This is a genomic window from Trichormus variabilis 0441 (assembly GCF_009856605.1).
Classification (GTDB): domain Bacteria; phylum Cyanobacteriota; class Cyanobacteriia; order Cyanobacteriales; family Nostocaceae; genus Trichormus; species Trichormus variabilis.
The window spans coordinates 4,872,503-4,892,654 of the sequence record NZ_CP047242.1 but is presented as its reverse complement, the minus strand read 5'-3'; the positions used below and the strand labels follow the sequence as shown (position 1 = coordinate 4,892,654).

13 protein-coding genes, 3 pseudogenes and 1 riboswitch are annotated in these 20,152 nt (G+C 42.1%); of the genes and pseudogenes, 14 read left to right on the top strand and 2 right to left on the bottom strand.

All coding sequences use genetic code 11. From position 1 onward, the window contains the following. Window positions 1-15: 15 nt before the first annotated feature. From GSQ19_RS20125 to GSQ19_RS20115, 3 genes are all read left to right on the top strand, one after another. Window positions 16-1,539, top strand: coding sequence for a TrbI/VirB10 family protein (locus tag GSQ19_RS20125; protein WP_011319629.1), 1,524 nt, complete (start codon window positions 16-18; stop codon window positions 1,537-1,539). Window positions 1,540-1,558: 19 nt separating this feature from the next. Beyond that, window positions 1,559-2,098: a hypothetical protein gene (locus GSQ19_RS20120; protein WP_011319628.1), complete on the top strand. Its 540-nt coding sequence runs from the start codon at window positions 1,559-1,561 to the stop codon at window positions 2,096-2,098. Window positions 2,099-2,258: 160 nt separating this feature from the next. Continuing rightward, window positions 2,259-7,748: a translocation/assembly module TamB domain-containing protein gene (locus GSQ19_RS20115; RefSeq protein WP_011319627.1), complete on the top strand. Its 5,490-nt coding sequence runs from the start codon at window positions 2,259-2,261 to the stop codon at window positions 7,746-7,748. 174 nt (window positions 7,749-7,922) lie between these two features. Here the strand turns inward: GSQ19_RS20115 and GSQ19_RS20110 are convergent, their stop codons facing one another. Then, on the bottom strand, window positions 7,923-8,213 hold the full coding sequence (locus GSQ19_RS20110; RefSeq protein ID WP_011319626.1) for a hypothetical protein: 291 nt from the start codon (window positions 8,211-8,213) through the stop codon (window positions 7,923-7,925). Continuing rightward, the gene (locus GSQ19_RS20105; protein WP_011319625.1) at window positions 8,194-8,439 is read right to left on the bottom strand and encodes a hypothetical protein; all 246 of its coding nucleotides are present in this window, start codon (window positions 8,437-8,439) and stop codon (window positions 8,194-8,196) included. The genes GSQ19_RS20110 and GSQ19_RS20105 overlap by 20 nt, the downstream gene beginning before the upstream one ends. A 797-nt stretch (window positions 8,440-9,236) precedes the next feature. Here GSQ19_RS20105 and GSQ19_RS20100 point away from each other — a divergent pair. The 11 genes and pseudogenes from GSQ19_RS20100 to GSQ19_RS20060 all read left to right on the top strand — a co-directional run bounded on the left by GSQ19_RS20100 (window position 9,237) and on the right by GSQ19_RS20060 (window position 20,095). Beyond that, window positions 9,237-9,596 carry a hypothetical protein gene (locus tag GSQ19_RS20100; RefSeq protein WP_011319624.1) on the top strand — a complete coding sequence of 120 codons (360 nt, stop codon included), beginning with the start codon at window positions 9,237-9,239 and terminating at the stop codon, window positions 9,594-9,596. A gap of 857 nt (window positions 9,597-10,453) precedes the next feature. After that, complete coding sequence (locus tag GSQ19_RS20095; RefSeq protein WP_011319623.1) at window positions 10,454-11,797, top strand: ferredoxin reductase family protein; 1,344 nt, start codon at window positions 10,454-10,456, stop codon at window positions 11,795-11,797. A gap of 152 nt (window positions 11,798-11,949) precedes the next feature. After that, window positions 11,950-12,105: a hypothetical protein gene (locus tag GSQ19_RS29805; RefSeq protein ID WP_011319622.1), complete on the top strand. Its 156-nt coding sequence runs from the start codon at window positions 11,950-11,952 to the stop codon at window positions 12,103-12,105. Between the two features lie 34 nt (window positions 12,106-12,139). Beyond that, window positions 12,140-13,490 (top strand): annotated as a pseudogene (locus GSQ19_RS20090) (glycoside hydrolase 100 family protein). Window positions 13,491-13,738: 248 nt separating this feature from the next. Continuing rightward, window positions 13,739-14,965 (top strand): PQQ-dependent sugar dehydrogenase, encoded by a 1,227-nt coding sequence (locus GSQ19_RS20085; RefSeq protein WP_011319621.1) that lies wholly within the window; start codon window positions 13,739-13,741, stop codon window positions 14,963-14,965. A gap of 29 nt (window positions 14,966-14,994) precedes the next feature. Continuing rightward, window positions 14,995-15,099: pseudogene (locus GSQ19_RS20080) on the top strand (SDR family NAD(P)-dependent oxidoreductase); the annotation flags it as partial. A 268-nt stretch (window positions 15,100-15,367) separates the two neighbouring features. Then, window positions 15,368-15,907 (top strand): Dps family protein, encoded by a 540-nt coding sequence (locus GSQ19_RS20075; RefSeq protein WP_011319619.1) that lies wholly within the window; start codon window positions 15,368-15,370, stop codon window positions 15,905-15,907. Between the two features lie 132 nt (window positions 15,908-16,039). Beyond that, complete coding sequence (locus tag GSQ19_RS20070; RefSeq protein ID WP_011319618.1) at window positions 16,040-16,807, top strand: ChaB family protein; 768 nt, start codon at window positions 16,040-16,042, stop codon at window positions 16,805-16,807. A 256-nt stretch (window positions 16,808-17,063) separates the two neighbouring features. Then, a riboswitch (cobalamin riboswitch) is annotated at window positions 17,064-17,217 on the top strand. Then, window positions 17,190-18,614 (top strand): annotated as a pseudogene (gene cobG / locus GSQ19_RS30415) (precorrin-3B synthase); the annotation flags it as partial. (Overlaps the previous riboswitch by 28 nt.) 147 nt (window positions 18,615-18,761) lie before the next feature. After that, on the top strand, window positions 18,762-19,388 hold the full coding sequence (locus tag GSQ19_RS30410) for a precorrin-8X methylmutase (protein WP_041456827.1): 627 nt from the start codon (window positions 18,762-18,764) through the stop codon (window positions 19,386-19,388). Window positions 19,389-19,390: 2 nt separating this feature from the next. Next, window positions 19,391-20,095, top strand: coding sequence for a precorrin-2 C(20)-methyltransferase (locus GSQ19_RS20060; protein ID WP_011319616.1), 705 nt, complete (start codon window positions 19,391-19,393; stop codon window positions 20,093-20,095). Window positions 20,096-20,152: the final 57 nt, after the last annotated feature.

The window sequence follows — 20,152 nt, the reverse complement described above, 5'->3', positions numbered from 1 at the left end:
CCTAATTAATAAACCATGACTCCTTACTCCACCACTCCCGAAACTCAACCAAAACCCCTAACCCACCCCGAAGTAGATGCCTTTGATTGGGAATCCCACATGGCTAAATTAGTGGGATTGGCAGCAGAACCCACCAAAGAGGTGGCAGAGATAGCACCAACAAACCAGACATCCTCCGCACCACCACAAGAGGTACAAACAGAGCAACCCCTCGCATCTAACCCTTTTGCTAAATTAGCCTTGGTAGGTACGGGTACTTTAGTCTTAGTCGTCATAGCTGGCGGGTTTTTATCCCAGATCATGAGTGCTAACAATCAAAAGCCAACACAGAATCCAGCAACTGTGTCTCAGCCTGAAGCCGCCGCCACCAACTTCACCCCAAAGCCAAACCTGGAACAAGAAGTAGAAACTTTAAAAACTAAATTAGCACTGGCTGAACAAACCCAGGCGGTAAAAGTCGCCCAGCAAAATCTCAGAAATGCTGCCAGGGTTTCCGTTCCCCAAACAAACAATCCTGTTACACCGTTAGCATCGCCAACAACGTCTACATCAGCACCCCGCACGGTTATTATTGAGCGTCCTGCTCAAAATCCCTATCCACCTGCACCGATGCCAGTAGCCAGTTCTGCAAGTCCCCAACTACCGCCACCACCTTTAGCACAGCCAAATTCTGCACCCACCCCTCCCAACCCTTGGGAAGAATGGTCGAGGATGGCTAAGTTAGGTAGTTACGGCCAGGCAAATGCTGTAGATCAACCAAGTATGACCGTCTCTAGTCCGCCGCCACTTAATGTCCCACGGCCGACTACGAATTCTAATGGAGAACAACCGCCACAACCACCAAGTTCGCTGATCAGCCAAAGGCAATCCCGTAGCCCACAATCATTGAAGGTGGGAACTAGTGCTAAAGCAGTGTTGGCAACAGCTGTTTTTGGAGAAACAACTAGAGGCAGAGGCAACAATGACGACAACAACGAAAATAAAAATTTGTTTGTTGTTCGCTTAAGAGAACCCCTCAAAAGCGTGGATGGAACGATCGCCTTACCTGCCAACACCGAGTTATTAACTGAATTGCGATCGGTTTCCGAACAAGGGGTGATGCAACTCAACATCGCCAAAATGATTGTGGAGAATAATGGCGAACTCTCGGAAAGAGATATACCTAACAATGCACTGGCAATTCGGGGGTCTAAAGGTTCTCCTTTATTAGCACGCCAATACCCTGATCGTGGTTCATCTATTGCGGGGATGGATGCAGGCTTGTTTATTTTAGGTGGTGTGGCTAAAGCCGCAGAATTATTTAACCGTACAGAATCCCAAATAACGACTTCGACCGGTGCTGGAACTACAATCAGCAGCACCAACCCCCAACGCAACTTAGCGGCTGGAATTGTGGAAGGTGGTTTAAACTCCGTCGTCCCGCAAATTTCCCAGCGTAATCAACAGGCGATCGCCCAAATGATGCAACAAACAAATGTTTGGCTCCTTGGCGCTGGAACCGAAGTAGAAATTTATGTCAATCAACCAATACAACTTTAAGTAATTCGTAATTCGTTTCATGAAGGCTAAAAATAATTTTTCCCCCTTGTCTTTAGCTACTTGGATTTTTTCTGGTGCGATCGTTTTACTGGGAAGTCGTGCTGTAGCTGAAAATTCTGTTCTGCGTTCTATTTTTTCCTGCCAAGCACAAGGTTTAGGTGGATTAGTCCCGACTATCAAAGTCTGGTACGAACAAGGGACAAACCTGAGCTTTATTCCCGCAGGCGAAAAGATTCGCAAAGTTTGGTTAAATGACCCTTCTCAGGTAACACTAGACTTTGACGGCCCCATGTGTATGCAGTTTGGCCCAGAAAGCGGTGCTGATTGTAAAAACTCAGCCGCTAATGTTATTCAACTGCGACGGATTCCTAAACTCAATCTTCCGGGTGTGCGGAGTACCGACAATACACTTTTAACAGTAATTACTGAAGCTCAAGGTCAAAGTAAACTTTATACTTTTAAAGTTCTTTATGAAGATACCCCGCCGGAATATCATACCCTGGCTGTTTTCGCTGATCCCGGAGGTGGTGGGGCATCTTGCGCCAGAGTTTCTAACTAAAGTTGTCAGTGACCATTATTGACTAGTAACCAATTGTCAATCCTCATTAGAGGGAGATACTAACTCTATCTTGAAAGAGTTGTTCCCGGAGCGTAAAACCACTACTTTATTGTGGGGTAATAAATCATTTGTTACTCAATAACAATATTTAGTAACGGAAATGACGCGCTCTCCAAATCACCGTCGTTTATCTCTAATTGTTGCCAGACGCGCCAGTCTGGTATTAGGAATTATGGCGCTAGCAGGAGTCGCTACTGGTGCTTGGTGGGCAAGAAATTATGTATATAACGATTTAGCACCCTTAGTTGAGACTAACCTAGAGCAATTACTCGGACGTTCTATCAAAATAGGGCAAGTCGAAGGTTTTACACTCTCCAGTCTCCGATTTAGCTCTCTATCAATACCAGCAACTCCCACTGATCCTGACACAGTAACAGCACAAGCTGTAGATGTGCAGTTTTCCCCGTGGCAAATTCTTGTCACTCGGACGCTAGTATTAGATGTCACCTTAGTTAAACCAAATGTCTATATCCAACAAGAGCAAGATGGTCGTTGGGTAACGGCTGAAGTAAAGACAGGAGAAGGAAGTGGAGCAATCCAGACTCAGTTACAAACCCTAAATATTGTTGATGGAAATATTGAATTATTATCAGCCTCCTCACCAACTAAACCGCAAGGCTCTGTTGTACTAACACAGGTCGGTGGTGTTGCTCGATTTTCGCCTGATAATGAGAGAATAGGTTATCAAATTAATGGTCAACTCACCAGGGGAGGAACGGTTAAAATCTCTGGTGAAACACAACCAAAAACACAACTTACTAATCTTCAGGTTGTAGCGCAAAGCTTATTAGCATCAGATATCAGTCGTTTAGTTCAGTTGCCCATTGTTCTACAATCTGGGCGTATTGATGCGGACTTAGCAGCACAGATTCCCGCCAATCAGTCAGAAATATCGATTACGGGAACGGCCACCACCAATCAAGTTACAGCTAAAGTTCAAAATCTTCCGCAGTCTTTTTCTAACGCCAATGGCAGATTAATATTTCAAGGACAGACTATTGCTTTAGAGAATTTAAGGACAAACTTTGGTCAAGTTCCCTTGTTGGCAAATGGTACAGTTAATACTCAAACAGGTTTTAATCTGGCGGCTCAAGTAAAGTCAGTTAGTGCCAAACAACTCTTAGACACCCTCAAGGTAAATTCTCCAGTCCCCGCAGTGGGAGAAGTAACAGCAGATATTAAAGTCCAAGGTGAATTACAGCAACCTATTCTGAGTGGTACAGCCAGCAGTATCAAACCGATTCAAGTTGACCGTGTTCTATTTACAGGCGTAAAAACTAATTTCCGCTTGAGTGTATCTGAAACGGCAACTCAAATTGCTGTACCGAATCTGATATTAATTCCCGCCGCAGGTGGTCAAATTACAGGAAGTGGTCAAGGTCAACTGGGCGGTAATGTAAATTTTGATATTCAGGCTGATGGTGTCTCAGGGGATATACTGTCACGTAGTTATGGCATAACTCCACCTATTCAAGTGGGAAATATCTCCGCTAAGGCAAAAATCACTGGTTCTTTGGGACAACAGCCTTTAGCTCTAAATATTTCTAGTGTTCAAGTGCAGCCACCATCTGGGGGGCAAATTGTTGGGAGTGGTCAAGTCCAACTTGCGCCCCAAGGTAACGTTTCGTTGAATATCCAAGCCCAAAATTTACCAGGGGATGCACTGGTAGAAACAAACGCAGCCATCAAAGTTGGTAATGTATCGGCAAATACTAGAGTTTCTGGTACTCTGGGCAATTTGCGGGCTGTGACCCAAGTACAAGCACCAACGGCTACCTATCCCACTACAGGGGAAATTGTTGTTGCTCAACAAGGAAGTAATTTGCTTTTACCCAGTGCTGTTTTGAATGTGGCAGGAGGTACAATCAGGGCTACAGGTCGGGTTGCTCAACAACGCTGGCAAGCGGTGGCGAATATTTCTCAAATTCAACTCGACCGATTTGAGCAGATACCGCCCCAGTTTCAGGGAGTGTTAAGCAATGCGGTATTTAATTTGTCAGGTAGTACGGCGGCTATTCAACCCTCAACTATCCAAGCTACAGGACGGGCAAACTTAAATGTGGCAGGTGGTAGTGTTAACCTGAGGAATGTCAACCTCAATGCTGGGCGTTGGCAAGCAGTGGCGAATGTTTCCCAAATTCAACTCGACCGATTTGAGCAGATACCGCCCCAATTTCAGGGAGTGTTAAGCAATGCGGTATTTAATTTGTCAGGTAGTACGGCGGCTATTCAACCTTCAACTATCCAAGCTACAGGACGGGCAAACCTAAATGTGGCAGGTGGTACAGTCAACCTGAGGAATGTCAGTTTAAATGATGGTCGCTGGCAAGCGCTGGCTAATGCTGAGCAAATTCAACTCAACCGCTTTTCCCCCCAACTGCAAGGACGACTCAGCAGTAATATCCAATTGGCAGGGACGACAGCATCTTTTCAACTAGCAGATATTCGCGCCGCAGGACAAATCAACGCTTCTCAAGGGTTGGCACAGTTGGCGCAACCAATTAACGCTCAATTTCAGTGGAATGGCAAGCAGATTATAGTACAACGTGCCACAACTCCAGGATTAAGTGCGAGTGGTGCGATCGCTGTACAATTACCTCAAACGGGTACACCCCAAATTGCTGGCTTGAATTTGAATGTCCAAGCGCAGAATTTTGACCTCAGCAAAACTGGTTTTCAAACCCCTGGAGATGTAGCAATCGCAGGGTTACTCAACTTTAATGGACAAGTGACCGGCACTCTCAATACTCCTGAGGCTAGCGGCAATATCCGGCTAAGAAATTTCAATGTGGGTAGTTTGGCATTTGACCCGGTTTTAACTGGTAATGTGAATTTTCAAGGAGGACAAGGGGCAAGTTTGCAACTCGCCGGGACACAAGACAAGATAGCCCTGAATTTAGATGCTAATTATCGACCCAGTTCGTTTTTAGTCCAACGTGCTGGCGCTGTCACGACAGGTAGAACTGAGGAAGATAACTTAATCATCAACGCTCAACAGTTCCCCATCGCTCTAGTGAGTGGTTTTTTACCGAATAATCAATTCAGACCTTTAGGTGGAGAGCTATCGGGGAATTTAGTTGTTAATTTAAATAATTATGCCGTAGCTGGAGATGTGGCAATTGCTAATCCCCGGATTGCCAGAGCCTCAGCCGACGAATTTCGTGGTAACATCAACTACGCTGATGGTACTGCTAATTTAGCGAACGGGTTATTACGGTTAGGTGATAGTAACATTGCTGTCAGTGGCAGTTTGCAAGCAGGCAATGACCCCAAGTTTCAACTACAAGCTAATTTAAATCAAACGAGAGTTGAAAATCTATTACAAGCGTTTAGTCTATTTGATTTTGGAGATTTTGGTGGGGGTTTAGAATCACCGACGCTGGCGGGTGCGGAAGTACTCAACACTACACCTGTGCGTTTACCTAATGCAGATTTGCAAACCCAATTAGAGTATTTCTCAAAACTTGAAGCATCCGTCAGACAACAACAACAAGCAGATACACAACAAACACCAGCGTTGCCCAGCCTATCAGAATTAACTGGTGCTTTAAGTGGGGCAATTACAGCCAGTGGTTCGTTGCGGACTGGGTTAAATGTCGGCTTTGATTTTCAAGGCGCTAATTGGCGATGGGGTGATTACTCAATTAATGAAGTCGTTGCTAATGGTAATTTTGCTGATGGTATTGTCACCCTCTCACCATTACGTATAGGTATAAATCAGGGATTGGTGGCTTTTGCAGGACAGTTAGGCACTGAGGATTTATCGGGACAATTGAGGGTAGACAGTCTACCTATATCACTCTTAGATCCATTCATCGCCCGATATCCTATAGATATTACTGGACAAGTAAATGCGATCGCTAATTTAGCGGGTAGTTTACAACAACCCAGGGTGACTGGAGAAGTAACCCTAGCCAATGCAACTTTCAACCAGCAACCTATACAAACAGGGCAACTAAATTTTGACTATAACAATGCTCGTGTGAATTTTAATAGTACTTTACTGTTAACAGGAACCCAACCCATTGCAATTACAGGTAGCATACCAGCCGAGTTACCTTTCGTCACCGAGCCACCAGATAACAATCAAATTAGTGTTAACGCCAATGTGAACAATGAAGGCTTAGCGCTGTTAAATGTCTTGACTAATAATCAAGTTACTTGGGTAGATGGTCAAGGACAGGTAAATCTCAATGTTCAAGGGACTTTTGAGCAGCCAATAATTAATGGTAATGCCACAATTAACAATGCGACGATTGGCGCTCAAGCTTTAGCCAATCCCCTCACCAACGTTACAGGCACATTACAGTTTAATGGCGATAGGTTGAATGTTCAGGGAATTCAAGCCACATATAATCAAGGTTTAGTATCTGCATCGGGCAGCCTACCAATTTTCGCAACTGGGGAAACTGTAACTAATCCCCTAACAGTAGCAATCCAAAATCAACTCAATTTCCAGGTTGCAGGCTTATATACAGGAGATGTCAGTGGTAATGCTGTGATTCGGGGAACAGCGCTCAGACCTCGAATTGGTGGTGAGATTACACTTAGCAATGGTCAAGTGACTATTGGCAACACTACCGCTAACTCAAAACAAACAACGACAACAGAAACTAACACTCGTGCTACAACTATAGAATTAAATAGCAATATGCCCCAAGCAACGGTCACACCACAACCACCAACTCGACCGAATTTGCCTGTAGAGTTTGCAGATTTGCGATTGACTCTGGGTGATGATGTGCGTGTCACCAGCCAGTCTCTACTAGGTTTTTTACCAGGGGGAGAGGTTTTTAGTCAGCCGATACTTAGTTTCGATGCCGAAGGCGATTTAACAATCAATGGTACATTAGCAAATCCTCTCCCTGAAGGAGTCATTCGTTTAACGGGGGGAAGAATCAGCCTGTTTACAACCGAGTTTACCTTGGCGCGGGGCTATGAACAAACCGCGCGATTTACCCCAAATCAAGGGCTAGACCCTACTTTAGATGTACGGCTGGTGGCAATTGTACCAGAAGCATCGACTAGGAGCGATCGCACCTTAGAATCACCTTTTTCTGCGGAAATTAGTGATGTTTCTGCAAATAATTTCGGGACTTTACGCACCGTTCGCGTCCAAGCAAGGGCGACAGGGCCAGCTAGTGAATTGACAAATAATCTGGAACTAACAAGCGAACCACGCCGTAGTCGAGGCGAAATTGTTAGTCTGCTGGGTGGCTCGATTTTGAGTGACTTTGCTCAAGGCGATGCGACACAAGGGCTGACTAATTTTGCCAGTTCTACTCTTTTAGGTGGTTTGCAAGGCACAATTACGGCGATTGGACAGGCTGTTGGTTTTAGTGAATTTCGCATTTTTCCTACCCCCACCACTAATCAGGAATCTAGAAGAGCTTCAGTTCTCGATTTATCAGCAGAGGGTGTGTTTAACCTTAATCGCAATCTATCCGTCTCTTTATCACGAGCTTTTTCTACTACTGAACCTTTGCGCTATAACCTGCTCTATCGTTTGAATGATGAAATTCTGGTGCGCGGCTCAACTAATTTAGGAAACGAAAGTCAATTATTATTTGAGTATGAAACTCGATTTTGATTATTATTCCCTTAGCCATACTGACTTGCGTAGACTGGGAGACAAACCCAGTAATCTTTATTTTTGAATGTAGGTTTTTTACAATAATATTGAACAAGTCAGAGAAGAGATAAATAGAGAATCTATCGTAGGATGTGACTAGCTCTGATGTGAAAAACCTACACCTGTAAAGCTTTAGTTATAATCAAAATTTGTCAATGGTTTCCTGAACAACAAGGGATTTTTACGCCTATTTTTATGTTTAGCGCTAGTCAAATAATTATCAGCATAGCGGAAAGCGGATGCACCATCATAGGCAGCGATCGCCACAGCTTGAAAAAATACCTTGGTCGGGACGAACTGATTAGATAACTTTTGAGTCAAAATTAACAAATCGTCATCCGTTGCTGGTACAGTTACTGTCTCTGCCCATTCTGAAGTATAAAAATTATCGTCAAAATTATCTTCAATTAGCAGTTTGGACATTTTCTACCTCCCCAAAGGCATAAGATGCGAAGCCTGCGATTAAGTTAAGTTGCTGTTCGCGTGTTTGTAGGTTTTCTGGGAGTTCAGTATAACTACAACCGATCTCTTGCAAGATATGCAAACAGTAGGCACTGATTTCACTACATGAGGCTCGCTCCCACTCATGAGCAACTTCTTTTGCCATCGCCTGATTGACGCGAATGACGTTCGTTACAGGGCTAATCATTAACTCACCCTCATAAACTGGATAATCGAAGTTTTGATCAAAAGGACAAAATTACGTAACCGTGATTCTGCTGAATTTATCAAGGTGGGAAAGGAAATCATCAGCGCATTTGCGGAACGATATCTCAGGCGATCGCCTCTTCTTCTGAAATTTGATACTACATAAAAACCATTTTTATGAACTATACCAGGGATTCTTACGCAGAAAATTATTACAAAGTCACATAATTATAAAAACAAACTGAAAATCTTATATCCGTATACTATAGAGTTTTTACTCATTACCAGTCTTGGTGCATTTTTGTCGTGTTACTACGTAGTTTTAAACCTTTATTTTTTATCATCAGCAATTATGATTCAAGCTATAAAGATAAAGATTGAAACACTAGTATTTTTGCCTAATTTATTGAGCAACAGATTATTTAGTTTGTATATTCTGAAAGTAAATATTTTTCATGAAATAAATCAATAGATAATTTATTTGTGTTCGATCTATCTAAAGAATGATTTTAATGTAAATAATAATCAAGACAAATTCAGTCTACCGGTCGATGTATTAGTTTATTTTTTTAGGATATAAAATCATCATGCAAGCCTTTGAGCAAGAATAATTAAAACCGAGTGAATGCTTGAATTTTTCAATCAAATACAAGTATACCAAAATAATTATTCGCCAAGCTTGTAACTTAACAACTTCAAGGGAAGCAGTCTATTTATTTAATTTGCTTAAATAAAAATATGTGCTTCTTTCTCAAAGTAAGAGTTAAGAGTAGTTGATGCTAATAATGAGGGTTACAAATGAAGATTTTTAGTGTTGTTTTATCTATGTTACGCCCAGTCCGCTTTTTAATTGTTGCTTTTACTTGTGCATTGCTATTTCTATCTAGCACAGTTCCTGCTTTTGCCATTAGTAGCTACCAAAGTGAGCCTACAGAAGCTACAGACCAACTTTTAGAAACACAGAAAGCAACTGATGAAGTTGCCAGATCCGCACCTCCTGGACTAAAGGAAGTTCAAAAGAAATCTAATGAAGGACTAAACGAAGTTCAAGGAGCCGCAGATATCGATAAGCAGAAGCGTCCTGCAAATTCCCAAGACTCAACCTCAGTAGAAGGTGAGATTCAAAACTTACTGGAAAAAGTCACCGGCAAAAAGTAAACATAAATAATCTGACAATCTCCAACTGTAAGAAGATAAGCTTTTGATAATAGGTAATAGGTAGTTGCTCAAAACACCTATTACCTATTATTTAGTATTTGGGAGCAATTTCACGAATTGGCAGTGCAGAGTTTACCAAATCTGCGTTCCGGTGGAAGGATGGACAAGTCTACTTAACTCTGTATTCTCTGAAAATATACCCACGATTTTGATGAGTTTTATTAGTTGTCTTTTCACAGCGATGACACTGACAAAATTTTGATTGATTTTAGATTTGAATTACAATTTCATTATCATCCATAAAATCATAATTCAGAACTTTGATACTTTCAATATTAATAATTTTAGTAATAACATGAAGTAGGAGATTGAATAGCATTTCTATTAAAATGGCAATTTTATTTTTAAACTTATTCTCTTTTATATTCTTAATTACTTGTGTATTCCTTTACAGTCTTGGGCGATTGCCACTAATTGCTATTAATCACATTGAGACATATTTAATTTATTTATAAGATTTTATCATAACTAACTTGGGAGTTCCATTGTTCTTAAGCTCTTATCCTCCATATATTCCAGACATCAATATCAATAAATTACAGATATTAAAATTCGTCTGAATTTGAGATTCACCATAAAACTAGCGAAAGAACCCAAAATTATTGACAGCATGGTAATTTGTCACTTTTTCTTCACATTCATCATCGATACTAAAAATAAGCTAACAGAAGTGGAAAGAGAAAACTTTAGGAAATTGTTAATTACAGCCGCAGTTTTTGGCCTTTTGAAGGTGAACTAGTCGGAAATGAAAAGGCTGCAAATTGTATCATCACAACCAAGCTAAGAGGTATGGGCTGATGAGAAGTTTATTAATGAAGAATCCCGTAGTTATAGGGGTATCTTGGATAGCTGCATATATTGTAATTATCTTATTTCCCCTATTGATATTACTTTTATACCCACCTACACCCAGCGATGAACGTAGTTTTTTATTAGAATTTTCTGCGGCTTTGGGTTTCATTGGTTTAGCAATGATGGCAATGCAATTTGCTCTGACTGCCCGGATTAACCGCGTTGAAGCTTCCTACGGTGTAGACTTAATTCTTCAATTTCACCGCTATACCTCGATAGCAGCTTTCTTCTTCATCCTGGCTCACCCTATAATTTTGTTTATTAATAATCCAGAGACGCTACAACTATTAAATTTCTTTACAGCACCGTGGCGAGCTAGGGCAGCAGTAATCGCTACTTTGGCACTCATGGCAATTATTATTACTTCTATTTGGCGCAAACAACTGAACATTCCCTATGAACCTTGGCGTACAGCTCATGGCATCTTAGCTGTGATTATCGTTACTTTCGGTTTGGGACACGCTTTGGGTGTGGGTAATTACTTAGGACTATTTTGGAAAGCAGTGATTTGGAGTGGGATTGCCATCGCGGCGTTGTGGTTGTTGGTTTATGTCCGCTTGGTTAAGCCTTACTTTATGCAGAAAAAACTTTACTTAGTGGAAGCCGTAATTCCTCAAAGAGGCAATGTTTGGAATTTAGTCTTACGTCCCAGAGGACATACAGGAATTCATTTCCAACCAGGTCAATTTGCTTGGTTAACTTTAGGAATTTCGCCCTTTAGAATGCGGGAACATCCATTTTCTTTTGCTTCCAGCGCAGAGCATAGCGATTGCGTTGAGTTTGGTATTAAGGCTTTAGGAGACTTTACAAACACAATCAAAGATGTCAAACCAGGCACTAAAGCCTTCCTTGATGGCCCTTACGGAGTTTTCACCACAGACCGCTATGAAAATACTGCCGGGTTTGTCTTGATTGCTGGTGGTATTGGCATCACACCAATCGTCAGTATGCTGTTTACCTTAGCAGAACGTCAAGATGAACGTCCCTTACTCTTAATTTATGCTAGTAAAACTTGGGAAGATATCACGTATCGAGAAGAAATTGAAGACTTAAAAAACCAATTAGACCTAACAGTGATTCACGTTCTCAAAGAACCTCTAGAGGATTGGTCAGGGGAAAGAGGATATGTTGATAAGAAACTACTAGAACGCTACATTCCTAAGCGTCCAGCAACTCGCAATTACTTCATCTGCGCTGCGCCAAAAATGATGGATCAAGTAGAGAGAGCTTTACACGAATTAGAAGTACCTGTCACTCACATTCACATGGAACATTACAACCTTGTTTAACTTAATTTACAGGTTGCTATTTGATAGCTTCATGCTTAATTTAAGTATTTTTAGTCAAGGTGTTATTTGATAAATGCACTCATAATGTCCGTGCTTTATTGATGATAAAATCTTGATTCTCACACACAAAAGATAAATATTAAATTTTTTTTATGCGTTACAGTATCATGCTGCAATTAGTAGCAGCTATCACCTTAATTTTTCTTGGGACTGCGGCTTTGTTTGCCTGGTTGCAATACCGACCTGTCCCAAGAGAAACAAATATAGAACGCAGAATTTTATATCTTTCTGTTTCTCAACCTCAGTAAAGATGTAGCAGTGATTAAGGAGATAATGCCAATAATGAAAACAAAACATGACTCAATTGCCGAAGCTTGGACATTAATAGAAAAGTCGATTATTTATTATCGTAGTCGTCCGATTGGTACAGTAGCAGCCTTAGAAGCCGGGTCAGATGCACTAAATTATGACCAATGTTTTGTCCGTGATTTTGTCTTATCAGCGTTGGCTTTTTTGACTAGTGGTAAACCGGAAATTGTCCGCAATTTCTTAATCGCAACTTTGCATTTACAGAGTCATGAACCGCAAATGGACTCATTTAAACCAGGGCCAGGACTCATGCCAGCCAGTTTTAAAGTAGTAGTTAAAGATGGTGAAGAGTATTTAACTGCTGATTTTGGAGAACACGCGATCGCCAGAGTTCCACCTGTTGATTCTTGCTTGTGGTGGATTATTTTACTACGGGCTTATGTAAAATCTACAGGTGATATTGCACTGGCTCACCAAAGTGAATTTCAACAGGGAATCAAATTAATTTTAGAAATGTGTCTTGCACATCGGTTTGCTATGTACCCCACAATGTTAGTTCCCGATGGTGCTTTTATGATTGACAGACGTATGGGTGTCTACGAACATCCTCTAGAAATTCAGGTGCTATTTTATGCGGCTTTACGTGCAGCTAAGGAACTCCTGCTCTCCAATGATGCTAATCTTTCTTGTTCTAATAGCGTAACTCAACGTTTACAACCTCTTACCTATCATTTGCGAGAATATTACTGGATTGATTTAAATCGTTTAAATGAAATTTATCGTTTTAAGGGTGATGAATTTGGTAAAGAAATAGCTAATAGATTTAATATTTATCCTGAATCGATTCCCGATTGGTTAACAGAATGGCTACCGGATAATGGTGGTTATCTGGCAGGTAATCTTGGCCCTGGACGGATGGATTTTCGGTTCTTTGCACTGGGAAATCTCATGGCAATTATCACTGCTTTAGCTAGTGAAGAAGAATCTCATCGAGTATCGTTGGCAAGATTTAATTGGATATATGCCCATGAAACTCTGTTATCCAGCCCTAGAAGGTAGAGATTGGCAAATTATCACAGGTAGCGATCCCAAAAATATTCCTTGGTCTTATCACAATGGTGGTAATTGGCCAGTTTTATTGTGGTTACTCACAGCAGCCGCACATAAGACAAACCGCTTAGACATTGCCGAAAAAGCTATTGATATTGCAGAAAAACGTTTACGTCAGGATGGATGGCCAGAATACTACGACGGTAAGAATGCTCGTCTCATTGGTAAGCAATCCAGAAAATATCAAGCTTGGACTATTGCAGCATTCTTAGTAGCAAAAGAGTTAATGATAAATCCTAGTCATTTAACATTACTCAGTTTTGAGATGGAATAACTTGAAAAAATAGGACGTAAACCTAGTGACCATGAAATATTTCCAGTAGATTTTTTTTTGATTAACCCCTTTCCAAGGCTAGTAAATTTCTTTGACACAAACCTGTAAATTGAGGTTTTATTTATTAGACTAAAATACAATTTTGATAATTTTTACTACCAATACAAACTAGATTTTTCATGGTTTTAAAATTAACATAATCTAGATATTAAACCATGCGGTCGGCGATTTTTAGGAGAAAATAAATCATGCAACTGAGAAATATTCTTGCTAAAAAATTACTTTTTGGCATGGTTTTGCTAGGACTTTCTACTTGTAACTTACCAACAACTGAGTCCGCAGATAATAGCAATCAAGAAACGCAAGCAGCCGCACCAATTAGTCAACAAACTGCTACTAACAATCAAGCCTGCACTCTAGTAGAAAATGGCTTCGGTTCACCAGGAAAGGTAAATGTGCGTGCCGAAGAAGTAGTCACAGGGTTAGAAGTGCCTTGGGGAATTGCTTTTCTGCCAAATCGAGATATGTTAGTGACCGAACGTCCTGGACGAGTTCGCCTGGTGCGGGATGGTAAACTTGTTTCTCAGCCAGTAGCTACAATTAATGTTACTGATAGCGGTGAAGATGGTTTGCTTGGGATTGCAACTCATCCCAACTTTGCCGAAAACAGATTTTTTTATGTTTACTATACTGCTGATAGAAATGGTTCGCAGGTAAATCGCGTTGAACGATGGCGACTATCTGAGAACGGACTCACTGCTTCACCAGATAGGGTGATTGTTGATGATATTCCTGTAGCGCAATTTCACAATGGGGGTCGCATCCGCTTCGGCCCTGATGGAATGTTGTACATTGGGACTGGTGATGCGAGGAATCCACAAATTTCCCAGGATGTTAATAGCCTAGCTGGAAAAATTCTGCGTGTGACTCCGGATGGACAAGTGCCACAGGACAATCCCTTTGAGAAAAATCCTGTCTATATCACTGGAATTCGCAACACTCAGGGGTTTGATTGGCGGGATCAATCAACTCTATGGGTAACAGACCACGGCCCTAGCGGTGATTTAGGCAGAAGAGGTCACGATAAACTCAGTCTAGCCAGATCTGGCGACAACCTTGGCTGGCCTACTATCTACCGTTGTGAATCAGGAGAAGGACTTGTGACTCCCTCGATTGTTTGGCGTGAAGCTCTACCGCCTGGGGGAGCAGCTATTTATACAGGTAATACTATTCCTGAGTGGAGAGGTAGCTTGATTATTGCCACGCTTCGTTCAGAACACTTACAGCGCGTCGTCTTCGCTCCTCAGTCGCCCCAACAAGTCGAGCGTCATGAGGTGTATTTACAAGGTAAATATGGACGACTGCGAGAGGCAATTATGGGGCCAGATGGTGAATTATATGTGACAACCAGTAACTGTGATGGACGAGGGAATTGCCCGCCACAACAGGACAAGATTATCCGTATTACTAGATGAAAATTTATACAAAATAAGAAAAAAATACCATGAAAGGATTAAAAGGGAAAAATGCCCTCATTACAGGCGGAAGTTCAGGGATTGGGCAAGCGATCGCCATTCGCCTAGCTCAAAAAGGTTGCAATATCGTCATTAAGTTGTTTCCTAGTAGAAATGTTTGGCTCCAATTCAAAATTAAAAATAGCCTACGGTAAGGCTGCGCCAACAAAATTCAAAAAAGGTCATAAACGGATTTTACTATATATTTCCCACTCTGATAATGTTGAGATTTTTCTATAATCCAATCTCCAAGTAGTCCTTTAGTTGTAATTACTTGTAAAGGACAATCTTTCTAGTGACCGATGTAAATCTAGCCGATATTTTGAGAACTTAATCTATAAGTTCACCGGAGAATGAAAAGCAATGCCTAGAATAAACATTGGTTTAACAGACGAACAGCGTCAAAGTGTAATTAATCTGTTGAATCAAGATTTAGCAGATTCTTATTTACTTTTGGTGAAAACAAAAAAATACCATTGGGATGTAGTCGGGCCACAGTTCCGCAGTCTACATCAATTATGGGAAGAACACTACGAAAAACTAACAGAGAATATTGATGCGATCGCTGAACGAGTCCGGACTCTGGGTGGTTATCCTATAGGTTCAATGGAAGGATTTCTGCAAATCGCTACTCTCAAAGAACACGCCGGAGATGTTCCCAGTGCTACGGGAATGGTGGCTAATCTTGTACAGGATCATGAGCAATTGATTCGCAACCTCAGAGACCATGTAGACCGCAGTGGTGATGAGTTCCAGGATCAAGGAACTGCCGACTTCCTCACCGGACTCATGGAAGAACACGAAGAGATCGCTTGGATGTTGCGCTCATTTATTGAAGGGCAACCAATCGAGCCAAATGGTACACAACCAGCAACAGAAACTAAAACACCTGTTGGTGTGTAATGCTTTTAGTCAATAGTCAAAATCAAAATTTTTGGACTGTGGACTATTGACTATTGACCACCCTCAGAAAAGTTTTTTGGTTCAGTGCCTAAGTCCTAAGAATAAATAAAAATAAAATTAGGGAGTATACAAGTGCCAGAAGTTTATCAAGCAGAACGTACTATCTCTGCCGTATTTAAAGAGCAGAAACAAGTTGATGATGTAATTCGCCGTTTGTTAGATAGAGGTGTACCTAGAGACCATATCTCAGTCATGGGTAGAAACTTTCAATCCGAAACTCGGATTGCAGGTTTTATCACCAAAAGAGATGTGATTTTGGGTGGTTTGCGAACAGGAGCGATTTTTGGTTCCTTGTTTGGTTCCTTCCTCAGCTTGTTAACAGGTGTAGGCGTACTGTTTATTCCCTTCGTCGGGCCGATTGTGGCAGCAGGCCCCATCAGTGCTTTACTATTGGGGGCGGCTAGTGGGGCGATCGCTGGTAGTGCTGGCGCTGGCTTAGTCTCAGTTCTGACAACCTTGGGAATGCCAGAAGATAAAGCTGCAATCTACCAAACCCGCCTACAAGCCGGTGAGTTTTTGTTATTAACCGAAGTACCAAGCGATCGCACTGGTGAATTTCAGCTACTCTTGGAAAGTGCTGGTGCAGAAGAAATCAGCACAATTGATAAAACTTTGGCTCGTCCTTGTCCTGGGCCTTGCAAGAGTTCAGAAGATTTATCTCCTGAAGTGCGTTCTCATCTTTCTTCGGAAGCTCAAAGCACCTTTATTGAACGCTATAACGGTGTATTGAACGAGACTAGTGATGAGTTTACAGCTGAACAAGCAGCTTGGGAAGCTGTTCATCAAAAATTTGACGAAGATGAAAACGGCGTTTGGTCAAAAGCTAAAGTCGGAGTTTAGCAACGGTATTTTGGTTTTTTGTTAATAGTTTCAGAGCTAAAAACTGAGATAACCGATTTATTAAGTAAGTCGGTTATTTTTTGCTAATTAACAAAGATAATAGAGTTATACCGTTTCTTAATGTAGCTTGCCTGGCGTAGCCATAGATGCACTTTATTCTGTACTGTAGAGACGTTGTATGCAACGTCTCTACATCATTTATTTGACGCAACTTCATAGAGAATTGGTATTAATGAAAAATATGAAGCAGTCAATATGATAAGTGGCAACTCATGGTAAATTACTAAAGCTTGGTGTTGGGAAACTCCGGTGCGATTCCGGGGCTGTGCCGCAGCTGTAATGAAAAGTCACAAGCGAAATTCTTGTAACTTTCCGAGTCAGAATGCCAATTCCAAGAGTTAGCTGTCTAATCTCTGCGTCGCACAGAGAAGGAGTGATTGTCTTGTTGTCTGGTTCAACACCTTGTCCTGGCTTGTTTTATGCCACACCTGCCCAAGATGGGATTTTGTCTCGCATCAGAATACCAGGTGGAATTATTAATAGTAAACAATGTCAGGCGATCGCAGATATTGCTGACGAATACGGTGGCGGCTATGTGGATGTGACAAATCGTGCTAACATCCAAATCCGGGAAATTCGCGCCGACATCGATTCTCCAGTCCTCAAGCGCCTGCAAGAACTTGGTTTGGGTTCTCGCAATACAGGTGTAGACCAAATCCGTAATATTATGACCAGTCCCACGGCTGGTATTGATCCTCAAGAATTAATTGATACCCGTTCCTTCGTTAGAAGTTGGGATAGTTACATTACTGAAAATTCTGCCTTGTCAAGACTATCGGCAAAGTTTAGCGTGTGTTTTGATGGTGGTGGATTAGTTTCGGTAAGCGATCGCCTCAACGATATCACCTTTGCTGCCACTTTAGTAGAGAACAGAGTTTACTTCCGTCTGTGCTTAAGTATCGGTGCAAAAGGAAAACCACCCATTGACACCGGAATTTTGTTGTCACCAGAGGAATGTTTACCAGTCCTCATGGCTTTGACAGAGGTTTACTTAGCTCATACTGATGCTCATAATAAACGCAAGCCCCGACTGCGAGAAGTAGTGAATAGTTTGGGGTTAGATAATTATCTTCAAGAAGTTGAGAAACTTTTAACTATTTCCTTTGGGGGGAAGAACCTAACCCCCCTACCCCCTTCCCTCGTAGGGAAGGGGGAGAAGACAAAGCATTTCTCCCCTCTCCTTGTAGGAGAGGGGTTGGGGGAGAGGTCACATACTAAATACCACCACATCGGTATTCATCCCCAACACCAACAAAACTTATACTACATTGGTCTTGTTTTACCCCTTGGTCGCTTGGAAACTTGGCAATTAAAGAGTCTAGCTGATTTATCTGCTAAATATGGGAACGGGACTCTCAGGTTGACACCTTGGCAGAACTTGTTGTTAACAGATATTCCCCAACAATGGCTGACTGAGGTTCAAAGTCACATTTTGGGGTTAGGATTAGACTTCTCAGCCGCAAATATTAAGAGTGGCTTAGTAGCTTGTTCTGGTATTCAAGGTTGTGCGGCTGCTGCTACAGATACTAAAAGTCATGCCCTCGCGCTAGCAGATTACCTGGAATCCCACATCACCCTAGAACACCCAGTGACTATCCACTTTAGCGGTTGTGATAAATCCTGCGCCCACCACGGCGATAGTGATATTACTCTACTTGGTGTTAATAATGAAACCGGAGAAGGATATCAAGTGTATGTGGGTGACCGTGATAGTCGTGAAAAGTTCGGTCGGGAAGTCCATCCCTATATAGCTGTTGCTGAATTGCCGACAACAATAGAGCAAATATTGGGAATGTATAAAAACGAATATGCAAAACCAGACGAATCCTTCGGACAATGCACTAATCACCATGAAACACCCCAACTAAAGCAGTTATTTCCTCAAGCAAATCCCATGTCTGACTACATCCACGATGCCAATGAAATTTACCGCAATTCCTTTGCTATCATCCGATCGGAAGCAAATCTAGATATACTCCCGCCAGATATAGCAAAAGTTGCAGTACGCCTGATTCATGCCTGTGGAATGACTGATATTGTCACAGACTTGGGATATTCAGCCACCGCAGCACAGTCTGGCAGGGCAGCACTAGCAGTCGGCGCACCGATTTTGTGTGATTGTCGTATGGTAGCCGACGGGGTGACAAGGCGGCGCTTACCTGCTGACAACCAGGTTATTTGTACCTTGAATGAACCAGAAGTACCAGAACTAGCAAAAAAATTGGGTAATACACGTTCGGCGGCGGCTTTAGAATTGTGGATACCCCATCTAGAAGGGGCAGTTGTCGCCATTGGGAACGCACCTACAGCCCTATTTCGCCTATTGGAAATGCTAGATGCAGGATGCCCCAAACCTGCCTTAATCTTGGGTTTCCCAGTCGGGTTTGTGGGCGCGGCTGAATCAAAAGCCGCATTGGCAGCAGATAGCCGTAATATCCCATATATGACTTTACACGGTCGGCGGGGTGGGAGTGCGATCGCCGCCGCCGCAGTTAACGCCCTGGCAACGGAGGAAGAATAACCATGACAGCTAAAGGTCGTCTCTACGGGGTGGGTGTAGGGCCAGGAGACCCCGAACTATTGACCATCAAAGCATTGCGGTTATTACGTGCTGCTCCTGTCATTGCCTATCAATCAGCCACAGATAAAGAGAGTATAGCGCGAGCGATCGTTTCTCAATATCTCACAGGAGAACAAATCGAAGTAGCCTATCATCTCCCCCGCGCCTTAGAACCAGAAAAAGCCCAGGACATTTACGACCAAGAAGTTGCACCCATAGCCGAACACCTAGCAGCCGGAAGAGATGTAGTCGTACTTTGTGAAGGCGACCCGTTTTTTTACGGTTCATTTATGTATGTATTCACACGACTTTCGGAAAAGTATCAAACGGAAGTCGTCCCTGGCGTTTCCTCACTAATGGCTTGTCCAGTTTCCTTGGGTGTACCCTTCACCTACTACAACGATATTCTCACCGTACTACCCGCACCCCTCCCAGCAGAAGAACTCACTTCCAAATTGCTGACAACCGATGCAGCCGCCATTATGAAACTAGGTCGCCACTTCACCAAAGTGCGCGATGTCTTGCATAAATTAGGACTAGCATCACGGGCATTATATATCGAGCGAGCAACAACAACACACCAAAGGATTGTACCTTTAGATGAAGTTGACCCGGCTGAAGTACCTTATTTTGCGATGATTGTGATACCTACAAAGAGTCGGTTGTAGAAGTTTTGTACCAACCAATGCTCATATTATTTTTTAATTAGTGTTGGACTAACTGTT

Bases quoted from the DNA above. Each gene is read 5' to 3' on its own strand.
- GSQ19_RS20125 (WP_011319629.1), top strand. From the start codon at position 16: ATGACTCCTTACTCCACCACTCCCGAAACTCAACCAAAACCCCTAACC.
- GSQ19_RS20120 (WP_011319628.1), top strand. From the start codon at position 1,559: ATGAAGGCTAAAAATAATTTTTCCCCCTTGTCTTTAGCTACTTGGATT.
- GSQ19_RS20115 (WP_011319627.1), top strand. From the start codon at position 2,259: ATGACGCGCTCTCCAAATCACCGTCGTTTATCTCTAATTGTTGCCAGA.
- GSQ19_RS20110 (WP_011319626.1), bottom strand. From the start codon at position 8,213: ATGTCCAAACTGCTAATTGAAGATAATTTTGACGATAATTTTTATACT.
- GSQ19_RS20105 (WP_011319625.1), bottom strand. From the start codon at position 8,439: ATGATTAGCCCTGTAACGAACGTCATTCGCGTCAATCAGGCGATGGCA.
- GSQ19_RS20100 (WP_011319624.1), top strand. From the start codon at position 9,237: ATGAAGATTTTTAGTGTTGTTTTATCTATGTTACGCCCAGTCCGCTTT.
- GSQ19_RS20095 (WP_011319623.1), top strand. From the start codon at position 10,454: ATGAGAAGTTTATTAATGAAGAATCCCGTAGTTATAGGGGTATCTTGG.
- GSQ19_RS29805 (WP_011319622.1), top strand. From the start codon at position 11,950: ATGCGTTACAGTATCATGCTGCAATTAGTAGCAGCTATCACCTTAATT.
- GSQ19_RS20085 (WP_011319621.1), top strand. From the start codon at position 13,739: ATGCAACTGAGAAATATTCTTGCTAAAAAATTACTTTTTGGCATGGTT.
- GSQ19_RS20075 (WP_011319619.1), top strand. From the start codon at position 15,368: ATGCCTAGAATAAACATTGGTTTAACAGACGAACAGCGTCAAAGTGTA.
- GSQ19_RS30410 (WP_041456827.1), top strand. From the start codon at position 18,762: ATGTCTGACTACATCCACGATGCCAATGAAATTTACCGCAATTCCTTT.
- GSQ19_RS20060 (WP_011319616.1), top strand. From the start codon at position 19,391: ATGACAGCTAAAGGTCGTCTCTACGGGGTGGGTGTAGGGCCAGGAGAC.